11 protein-coding genes are annotated in these 10193 nt (G+C 63.2%); 9 read left to right on the forward strand and 2 right to left on the reverse strand.

Features of this window, described 5'->3' with window-relative positions:
* On the reverse strand, window positions 1-177 hold a 177-nt coding region (locus AC1DX0_RS24385), incomplete at its 3' end, for a 2Fe-2S iron-sulfur cluster-binding protein (RefSeq protein ID WP_477357134.1).
* 3 nt (window positions 178-180) lie between these two features.
* On the reverse strand, window positions 181-555 hold the full coding sequence (uraH, locus tag AC1DX0_RS24390) for a hydroxyisourate hydrolase (protein ID WP_477218574.1): 375 nt from the start codon (window positions 553-555) through the stop codon (window positions 181-183).
* A 183-nt stretch (window positions 556-738) separates the two neighbouring features.
* Here uraH and puuE point away from each other — a divergent pair, with 183 nt between their 5' ends.
* The 9 genes from puuE to AC1DX0_RS24435 form a co-directional block, all read left to right on the forward strand.
* A complete protein-coding gene (gene puuE / locus AC1DX0_RS24395) occupies window positions 739-2157 on the forward strand; it encodes an allantoinase PuuE (RefSeq protein ID WP_477218575.1) in 1419 nt (472 codons plus the stop codon).
* Window positions 2158-2167: 10 nt separating this feature from the next.
* Window positions 2168-3031, forward strand: coding sequence for a bifunctional allantoicase/(S)-ureidoglycine aminohydrolase (locus AC1DX0_RS24400; RefSeq protein WP_477218576.1), 864 nt, complete (start codon window positions 2168-2170; stop codon window positions 3029-3031).
* Window positions 3028-3519, forward strand: coding sequence for an ureidoglycolate lyase (locus AC1DX0_RS24405; RefSeq protein ID WP_477218577.1), 492 nt, complete (start codon window positions 3028-3030; stop codon window positions 3517-3519). Before AC1DX0_RS24400 ends, AC1DX0_RS24405 begins: the two co-directional genes overlap by 4 nt.
* A 15-nt stretch (window positions 3520-3534) precedes the next feature.
* On the forward strand, window positions 3535-4128 hold the full coding sequence (locus AC1DX0_RS24410) for a nucleoside deaminase (protein ID WP_477218578.1): 594 nt from the start codon (window positions 3535-3537) through the stop codon (window positions 4126-4128).
* A gap of 95 nt (window positions 4129-4223) precedes the next feature.
* Window positions 4224-6209 (forward strand): CocE/NonD family hydrolase, encoded by a 1986-nt coding sequence (locus AC1DX0_RS24415; protein ID WP_477357126.1) that lies wholly within the window; start codon window positions 4224-4226, stop codon window positions 6207-6209.
* 154 nt (window positions 6210-6363) lie between these two features.
* Window positions 6364-7950 (forward strand): ABC transporter substrate-binding protein, encoded by a 1587-nt coding sequence (locus tag AC1DX0_RS24420; RefSeq protein WP_477357128.1) that lies wholly within the window; start codon window positions 6364-6366, stop codon window positions 7948-7950.
* 16 nt (window positions 7951-7966) lie between these two features.
* Window positions 7967-8926: an ABC transporter permease gene (locus tag AC1DX0_RS24425; protein ID WP_477357130.1), complete on the forward strand. Its 960-nt coding sequence runs from the start codon at window positions 7967-7969 to the stop codon at window positions 8924-8926.
* 9 nt (window positions 8927-8935) lie between these two features.
* A complete protein-coding gene (locus AC1DX0_RS24430; RefSeq protein ID WP_477218581.1) occupies window positions 8936-9760 on the forward strand; it encodes an ABC transporter permease in 825 nt (274 codons plus the stop codon).
* Window positions 9760-10193 (forward strand): ATP-binding cassette domain-containing protein (locus tag AC1DX0_RS24435; RefSeq protein ID WP_477357132.1); only part of this gene is annotated, 434 nt, incomplete at its 3' end. The genes AC1DX0_RS24430 and AC1DX0_RS24435, both read left to right, overlap by 1 nt.

Here is a 10193-nt window from a genome sequence, read left to right on the forward strand (position 1 = left end):
GACGAGCACCGTGCAAGCGCCGCAATCGCCCTCGGCGCAGCCTTCCTTGGTGCCGCGCAGCGAACGGTCTAGCCGCAGCCAGTCGAGCAAGGTCGCGTCGGGCGCCACCGACGACAACGCAACATCCCTGCCATTGAGGATAAAGCGGATCTCGTTGCGGATGGAAATCTTGGCCATGCCTCAGCTCCCCCTGTAGGTCGAATAGCCATAGGGCGAGATCAGCAATGGTACATGATAGTGCACCGCCTCCGCCATGCCGAAGCGGATCGGCACGCTGTCGAGGAAGGCCGGCTCGGGCAGCTTTGTGCCCTGGCCGCGCAGATAATCGCCGGCCGCGAACACCAGCTCGTATTCGCCGGTGCGGAATTCCGCTCCGGCGAGCAGTGGTGCGTCGCACCGGCCGTCGGCATTGGTGACGACGGTCTTCAGATGTGTCCGCGCGTCGCCCTCGAGGTGATAAAGCACGATCGACAACCCAGCCGCCGGCTTGCCGGTCGCCGTGTCCAGCACGTGGGTCGTCAGGCGCCCGCCATCGGCTTTCGACGTTTCTGCCATTGGCCGCCTCCCATCCAGGTACATCAGAACAATAGTGATGAATTGTGCGCCAATTAAAGGCGATGCATAAGTCCCGGTCGAGCGGAGTGCGACAAAAACACTTTCAAAAATTTTCGGGGGAATGCGAGAAGCACCCTTTCGATATCCTGATCATAGTTCGGGCGATGCCCGGCCGGAGGGACAATGCGTTACATCAGAGACATGCGCGGCTATGGAGCCAACCCGCCGGACCCGAAATGGCCTGGCGGTGCGCATGTCGCGGTGCAGTTCGTCGTCAATTACGAAGAGGGCGGCGAGAACTGCGTCCTTCACGGCGACAAGGCGTCTGAAGCCTTCCTGTCTGAAATCGTCGGCGCGGCACCCTGGGTGGGTCAGCGCCACTGGAACATGGAATCGATCTACGAGTATGGCGCGCGGGCCGGCTTCTGGCGGCTGCTGCACCTGTTCAGCGAGGCCGAGGTGCCGGTGACCTGCTACGGCGTTGCTACTGCGCTGGCACGTTCACCCGACCAGGTTGCGGCCATGCAGGATGCCGGCTGGGAAATCGCCTCGCACGGGCTGCGGTGGATCGATTACCGCGACCATGCGCCGGAAGATGAACGTCGTGACCTCGAAGCGGCGATCAAGCTGCATTACGAGGTGACCGGTCAGCGCCCCAACGGCTGGTATACGGGCCGCACATCGGTCAACACSGTGCGGCTGGTCGCCGAAGAAGGCGGCTTCGACTACGTCTCSGACACCTATGACGACGAACTGCCCTACTGGTTCGAGCACAGCGGCGGCACGCAGCTCATCATCCCCTATACGCTCGACGCCAACGACATGCGCTTCGCCACGCCGCAGGGCTTCAATTCGGGCGACCAGTTCTTTGCCTATCTCAAGGACAGTTTCGACACGCTCTATGCCGAGGGCCAGGCAGGGCGGCCGCGCATGATGAATATCGGCCTGCATTGCCGGCTCGTCGGACGGCCGGGCCGAGTGGCGGCGCTGAAGCGCTTCGTCGACTATGTCAGATCGCACGACAAGGTCTGGCTGGCGCGGCGCATCGACATAGCCAAGCACTGGCAGGAGAACCATCCCTACAGACCGGCGGCACTGCGCCCGTCGAAGATGGAATTCGAAACCTTCGTCCACACTTTCGGCGGCGTGTTCGAGCATTCGCCCTGGATTGCCGAGCGGGCCTACGAGCTGGAACTCGGTCCGGCACACGATACGGCAGGCGGCCTGCACAATGCGCTTTGCCGCATTTTCCGCGCCGCCAGCGAGACCGAGCGGCTGGGCGTGCTCAACGCCCATCCCGACCTCGCCGGCAAGCTGGCCAAGGCCAGGCGGCTGACGGCGGAATCGACCCGGGAACAGGCCTCCGCCGGCCTTGACGCGCTGACCGACAAGGAACGCGAACTGTTCTCCAAGCTCAACGCCGCCTACGTCACCACCTTCGGCTTCCCCTTCATCATCGCGGTGAAGGGCAAGACGAAGGAGGAAATCCTCGCCGAATTCGAGGCGCGCATCGGCAACAGCCGCGGCATCGAATTCGAGACCGCCTGCAAACAGGTCGAGCGCATCGCGCTGCTTCGCCTCAAAGACATGCTACCGCAATAGGTTTGAACCCATGGATACGATCAGGATGCCCGAGCGAACCTATTATGCGCCGCATGGCGGCCATTCCGGCCAGAGCGAGCTGTTGACCGGACGCGCCGTCTTCACCGAGGCCTATGCCGTCATCCCCAGAGGCGTGATGCAGGACATCGTCACCAGCGCCTTGCCGTTCTGGGACAAGACCCGCGTCTGGATCCTGTCGCGACCGCTGTCCGGTTTTGCCGAGACCTTCTCGCAATACATCGTCGAGGTCGCGCCCGGCGGCGGCAGCGAGCGGCCGGAGCCCGATGCCGGCGCCGAGGGCGCCCTTTTCGTGGTCGAGGGCGAACTGACGGTTCTGCTCGCCGGCAAGAAGCATGTCTTGCGGCCGGGCGGCTTTGCCTTCCTGCCGCCGTCCAGCGGCTGGACCGTTCGCAACGAAAGCAAGGCCGCAGTCCACTTCCATTGGATTCGCAAGGCTTATGAGGCGGTCGACGGTCTCGACACGCCTGAAGCCTTCTTCACCAACGAGCAGGACATCGCGCCGACGCCGATGCCAGGCACCGAAGGCCGCTGGGCAACGACGCGGTTCGTCGATCCCGCCGATTTGCGCCACGACATGCACATGACCATCGTCACGCTCGAACCGGGCGCCGTCATTCCCTTCGCCGAGACCCATGTSATGGARCACGGGCTCTATGTGCTGGAGGGCAAGGGGGTCTAYCGSCTCAACCAGGACTGGGTCGAGGTCGAGGCCGGCGACTATATGTGGCTGCGCGCCTTCTGCCCGCAGGCCTGCTATGCCGGCGGCCCSGGCAAATTCCGCTATCTGCTCTACAAGGACGTCAACCGGCACGCCAAGCTTGGCGGGGTGGGCATTGGCGGTCGCGCGCGGTGACCCGCATCGTCGCGCAACCGCTGACCCGTGAGGCCTTTGCCCCCTTCGGCGATGTCATCGACATGGGCGGCGACAACCACTACCCGATCAATGGCGGGCGCGCCGAACGCTACCACGATCTCGCCACCGCCGAGGCCGCAGGGCCGAACGGCCGCGTGCTGATCTCGATGGTGCGCGGCACGCCTTACGAACTGCCGCTGAAACTGACCATGGTCGAGCGTCACCCCTTCGGCAGCCAGGCTTTCATCCCGCTGTCGCCGCGCCCATTCCTGGTCGTCGTCTGCCATGACGGCAAGGAGGGGCCGGGCGAGCCGCATGCGTTCATCACCGCGCCCGGACAAGGCATCAATTATTCCCGCAATCTCTGGCACGGCGTGCTGACGCCGCTCGGCGAGGCTCAGGATTTCCTGATCGTCGACCGTGGCGGAGACGGCTCCAACCTCGAAGAATTCCACTTCTCGCACGCCTACGAGATCCATCTTCCCTAAAGAGTTCCCTTTCCAATGACCGACATTTCTCTGATCGACCGCCTGCTCGACGTCATCGAGCACGACATCGTGCCGAAGACGGCGGACGGCGTCACCCACGGCAACAAGCTGTTCGGCGCCGCGATCCTGCGCAAGGACGATCGCTCGCTGGTGCTGGCCGAGACCAACAACGAAATCGAGAACCCGCTCTGGCACGGCGAAGTGCACTGCCTGAAGCGTTTTTACGAAATGCCGAAAGCCGAACGTGTCGACACCAAGGACGCCATCTTCATCGCCACGCACGAGCCGTGCTCGCTCTGCCTGTCGGCGATCACCTGGACCGGCTTCGACAATTTCTACTATCTGTTCAGCCATGAGGATTCGCGCGACAGTTTCGCCATCCCGCACGATCTGAAAATCCTGAAAGAGGTCTTCACCCTCGATCCCGGCGGCTACAATGCCGAGAATGCCTATTGGAAGAGCTTTTCCATCCGCCGACTGGTGCGAGCACTGCCCGAGGCCGACCGTCAGCGGCTGGAGACGCGTATCGGCAAGATCTCGGCCCGTTACGACGAATTGTCCGGCGCCTACCAGGCGAGCAAGGCCGAGAACGACATTCCGCTGAACTGAGGGGATGAAGCGGTAGCGGCACAGCTCGCATAATTCGCTGCTCCAGTCGCGAATGGCGATTGAAAGTTGCCGCGCAGCGGGGCGTTATGCCTGCCATGAAAACCGTCACAGAATTTCCCCGCAAGGTCATCGAATTCCCCGATATGGGCATCGTCATGCCGGAYGGMTGCCGGCTGTCGGCGCGGGTGTGGATGCCKGAGGATGCCGGCGACGATCCGGTGCCKGYSRTCCTCGAGCACCTGCCCTATCGCAAGCGTGACGGCACCATCTTTCGCGACCAGCTGACCCATCCCTATTTCGCCGGGCACGGCTACGCCTCGATCCGCGTCGACATGCGCGGCAATGGCGATTCCGAAGGGCTGATGGACGACGAATATTCCGAGCAGGAACTGCAAGACGCCTGCGATGTCATCGCCTGGGCAGCTAACCAGCCCTGGTGCAACGGCAATGTCGGTATGATGGGCATTTCCTGGGGCGGCTTCAACTGCCTGCAGGTGGCGGCCAAGCAGCCGCCGGCGCTGAAGGCGGTGATCAGCCTGTGCTCGACCGTCGACCGCTATGCCGACGACATCCACTACAAGGGTGGCTGCCTGCTGATCGAGAATTTCGGCTGGGCATCGACGATGCTGTCCTATTCGTCGCGGCCGCCGGATCCGCTGATCGCCGGCGACAACCGCTGGCGTGATCTGTGGCTGACGCGGCTGGAGAACCAGTCCTTCCTTTTGCCGCTCTGGCTCAGCCACCAGCACCGCGACGCCTACTGGAAACGCGGTTCGATCTGCGAGGATTTTTCCGCCGTCAAGGCGGCCGTGCTGTCGATCGGCGGCTGGCATGACGGCTACCGCAACACGATCTCGCACCTCGTCACCAACATCGAGGCGCCGGTGAAGGGCATTGTCGGCCCCTGGATCCACAAATACCCACATTATGCCGGGCCTCAGCCGGCCATCGGCTTCCTGCAGGAGGCGCTACGCTGGTGGGACCGCTGGCTGAAGGGCACCGAGACCGGCGTCGAGGACGATCCGGCATACCGCGCCTATGTGATGGACAGCGTGCGTCCGGCCCGCTGGCACCCGGAGCGGCCGGGCCGCTGGGTGGCGGAGCAACAATGGCCGTCGCCCGCCATCAAGGTCCAGACGATCGATCTGCTGCCCAAGGGGAGCAAACCGGCCATCGTCGCCTCGCCGCAGACCTGCGGCCTTGCCGGCGGCGAGTATTTTCCGTTCACCTTCGGTCCGGAACTGCCCGGCGACCAGCGTCCCGATGATGCGCTGTCGGTCTGTTTCGACCAGCCGGAGCTCGCCGAGGCGATAGACATTGTCGGCGCGCCGGAAGTTCAGGTCACGCTGTCCTCCGATCGCCCGCAGGCCAACATCGCGGTGCGCCTGTGCGAAGTGCATCCCGACGGCGCTTCGGAGCTGATCTCCTATGGCGTGCTCAACCTGACGCATCGCGACTCGCACGAATTCCCGCGGGCGCTGGTGCCTGATGAAACCGTATCGGCGCGCGTGGTGCTCGATCAATGCGCCTACCGCGTGCCGGCCGGCCACCGCCTGCGCATTGCCGTGTCGAACGCCTATTGGCCGGCCATCTGGCCCTCGCCGGAGCCGGTACAACTGACCTTGTCGGCGGCGACGCTGGCCTTGCCGCTGCGACCGCTGGCGAAAGGCAACGAAACGACGTTCGCCGAACCGGAAGGTGCCACGCCCTGGGCCACCGAGACGGTTCGGCCCGCCAATTCCGAACGCCATGTCGATCGCGACGAAAAGACCGGACTCGTCACGCTTTCCATAGCGGATGATTTCGGCGAAGTGCGCGATCTCGACCACGGCCTGGGCCATGGCAGCATCGCCCGCGAGACTTGGGCGATCCATCCCGACAATCCCTTGTCGGCCTCGGGAAAAACACACTGGACGCAGACACTGTCGCGAAATGGATGGTCGGTGCGCACCGAGACATGGGCAGAGATGCGATCGGACGCGCAAAACTTCATCGTCAGCGCCAGAATCGAGGCCTATGAGGGTGAAAGAATCGTCTTCGAGCGCAATTTCGAGGAAAAGATTCCACGCGCGCTTGTCTGAGCGCTGAAGAGGTTGGTCCAAATGCGACGTACGATTTACGCCACGGCATGTCGCATTCGGTCTTGCTTACGGCATTAGCTTACCCTCATTATTCAGGGAGAATTAACAAAGAAAATCGACCGCAGAGTCGAACCAACAGAGTGAGGAACTCAAMATGTCRAAYGAACTSGAATTCCTTAGCCGGCGYGTYGCAKCSGGCAAGCTGAGCCGTCGCGATTTTCTCGGCCGGGCGGCWGCGCTCGGCRTCRCSGCRCCCTTCGCCAACTCRCTGCTTTCRAGTGCCGCGCGCGCGGCAGGCCCGGTCAAGGGCGGCACCATCAAGGCCGGTCTGGTCGGCGGTGAATCCACCAACAGCCTCGATCCGGCGCTGATGATGACGCAGGTGCCGTTCGCCTTCGGCAAATGCTGGGGCGAAATGATCGTCGAGCTTTCGCCGGACGGCAAGCTCGAGAACCGCATCGCCGAGGAGATCGGCTCGTCCAAAGACGCCAAGACCTGGACGCTGAAAATCCGCGACGGCGTCGAATTCCACAACGGCAAGACCGTGACCGCCGAGGACGTTGCCGCCACGCTCGAACGCCATTCCGACGAGAAGTCGAAATCCGGTGCGCTCGGCTACATGAAGGGCATCGAGACCATCAAGGCCAACGGCAAGGAAGTCGTGCTGACGCTGAAGGAGGCCAATGCCGACCTTCCCTATTTGCTCAGTGACTATCACCTGATCGTCCAGCCCAACGGCGGCAAGGACAAGCCCGACGCCGGCATTTCGGCYGGYCCSTAYRWGGTCAAGACCAACGAGCCCGGCGTGCGCCATGGCGGCGAGCGTTTCGCCAACTACTGGCAGGGCGACAAGATGGGCCATGCCGACCAGATCGAGRTCATCGTCATCAACGACGCSACGGCGCGCACGGCGGCCCTGCAGGGCGGCCAGGTCAACATGATCAACCGCGTCGAGCCGAAGATCGTCGACCTGATCAAGCGCSTGCCSGGCGTSACCATCCGCAACCACGCGGGTCCGGGCCACTACGTCTTCATCATGCATTGCAACACGGCGCCGTTCGACAACRACGATCTGCGCATGGCGCTGAAGCTCGCCATCGACCGCGAAGAGATGCTGACCAAGGTGCTGCGCGGCTACGGTTCGCTCGGCAACGACTTCCCGATCAACTCGGCCTACCCGCTGTTCACTGAGATCGAGCAGCGCAAGTATGATCCCGACAAGGCCAAGTTCCACTACAAGAAGTCTGGCCATGACGGCACCGTGCTGCTGCGGACCTCGGACGTCGCCTTCCCGGGCGCGGTCGATGCTTCCCAGCTCTTCCAGCAGAGTGCGGCCAAGGCCGGCATCAAGATCGAGCTCAAGCGCGAGCCCGGCGACGGTTACTGGAATGAGGTCTGGAACAAGCAGCCGTTCTGCGCTTCCTATTGGGGCGGCCGCTCGACGCAGGACCAGATGTACTCGACCGCCTATCTGTCGACCGCCGACTGGAACGACACGCGTTTCAAGCGCCCGGATTTCGACAAGATGGTGCTGGCAGCGCGCGCCGAACTCGACGAGGCGAAGCGCAAGCAGATGTACCACGACATGGCTGTCATGGTGCGCGACGAMGGCGGYCTGATCCTGCCGATGTTCAACCAGTTCATCGACGCGACCGGTGCGAAGGTCGACGGCTGGGTGGATGATCCGCATCAGGAACTGATGAACGGTTACGCCCTGGCGAAGTGCTGGCTGCAGGCCTGAGTCCGGCTTTGCAGAGATGTCCTCACCCATCCTGAAACTAATCGCCCAGCGCATTGCGCTGGGCATCCTCCTTCTGTTGGCCATTTCGGTCCTGATCTTCGCCGGCACCCAGATCCTGCCCGGCGACGTTGCGCAAGCCATTCTCGGACAATCGGCGACGCCGGAGTCGCTCGCCAATCTGCGCGAGCAGCTCGGKCTSAATGAYCCGGCCTATRTCAGGTATTTCCRCTGGCTCGGCGGCGTRKTGACCGGCGAYCTCGGCACMGCCATGTCGAGCGGSCAGGACATCGCCACCTCGATCAAGGGCCGGCTGTGGAACACGCTATTCCTCGCCTTCTGGGCGGCGATCGTGGCGGTGCCGCTGGCGATTATCCTCGGCCTGATCGCGGTGCGCTACCGCAATGGCTGGGTCGACAAGCTGATCTCCGGACTGGCGCTCGCCTCGACCTCGTTCCCGGAATTCTTCATCGGCTATGTGCTGGTCTATTTCTTCGCCGTGAAGTGGCAGATCTTTCCCGGCATCTCGACTGTCTATGACGGCATGCCGTTCGGTGAGCGGATGCAGGCGATCGCGCTGCCGGCGACGGCACTGACGCTGGTGGTGCTCGCCCACATGATGCGCATGACGCGCGCGGCGATCCTCAATGTCATGCAGTCGGCCTATGTCGAGACGGCGGAACTGAAAGGCCTGTCGGCGTTCAACGTCATCCGCAAGCACGCATTCCCCAATGCCATCGCGCCGATCATCAACGTCGTCATGCTCAACCTCGCCTATCTCATCGTCGGCGTCGTCGTGGTCGAGGTGATCTTCGTCTATCCCGGCATGGGACAATATCTCGTCGATCATGTGACCAAGCGCGACGTGCCGGTGGTGCAGGCCGTCGGCCTGATCTTCGCCGCCGTCTACATCAGTCTCAACATCATCGCGGACATAGCGGCGATCATCGCCAATCCGCGTCTTCGACATCCGAAATAGGGGGCGGGCATGCTCGATATCAAACGCATCCCCATCCCCGCGCTGATCGGCATAATCCTGACGGCACTGTTCGTGCTGGCGGCGATCTTCGCGCCCTGGATCTCACCGCATGACAACGCCGAGATCGTCGGCGATGTCTGGGAGCCGATGTCGGCGGCGCATTGGCTGGGCACCGACAATCTCGGCCGCGATCTGCTGTCGCGGATGATCTACGGCGCCCGCATCACTCTGTTCATCGCGGTGCTGGCCACCGCGCTGTCGTTCTCGCTCGGCGCCATACTGGGGTTCTCGGCAGCGGTGTTCGGCGGCTGGTTCGACACGATCCTGTCGCGCCTGGTCGATCTCCTGATGTCGATCCCGACACTGATCATGGGCCTGGTCGTGCTCTCCGTACTGCCGACCAATTTGGTGACGCTGATCCTGGTGATGGGCATTCTCGACTCGACGCGCGTCTACCGCCTGTCGCGCGCGGTCGCCGTCGACATCAACGTCATGGATTACGTTGAAGCCGCCAAGCTGCGCGGCGAAGGCAGCGCCTGGATCATCTTCCGCGAGATCCTGCCCAATGCGCTGTCGCCGCTGGTCTCGGAACTCGGCCTGCGCTTCATCTATGCGGTTCTGTTCCTGTCGACACTGTCCTTCCTCGGCCTTGGCGTGCAACCGCCGGATGCCGATTGGGGTGGCATGGTCAAGGAAAACAAGGATGGCATCGTCTTCGGCATAGGAGCAGCACTCATCCCGGCGGCGGCGATCGCCATGCTGGCGATTTCGGTCAATCTGGTCGCGGACTGGGTGCTTAACCGTACGACAAGCCTTAAGGGAGGACGCGGGTGATGGCCGACAGCAAAGCAAAGCCCGGACAATCCAAGCAAGGCCTGCTGCTCGACATCCGCAATCTGCGCATCGAGGCTACCGTCTACCCGCCCGGCGAGGCGCCAAAGAACATCGTGCTGGTGCACGACGTCTCGCTGACGCTGGAAAAGGGCAAGGTGCTCGGCCTGATCGGCGAATCCGGCGCCGGCAAGTCGACCATCGGCCTGTCGTCGATGGGTTATGGCCGCGGCGGCGTGCGCATCACGGGCGGCGAAGTGATCCTCAACGGCCGCGACATCCTCAAGGGCGGCAAGGAGGGCTTTCGCAAGTTGCGCGGTCGCGAGGTCTGCTACGTCGCGCAATCGGCAGCCGCCGCCTTCAACCCGGCGCACAGGCTGATGGACCAGGTGGTGGAAGCCACGCTGCTGCACGGCACGGCGACACGGGCGGAGGC

This window comes from Mesorhizobium sp. P3_A9 (assembly GCF_056402975.1).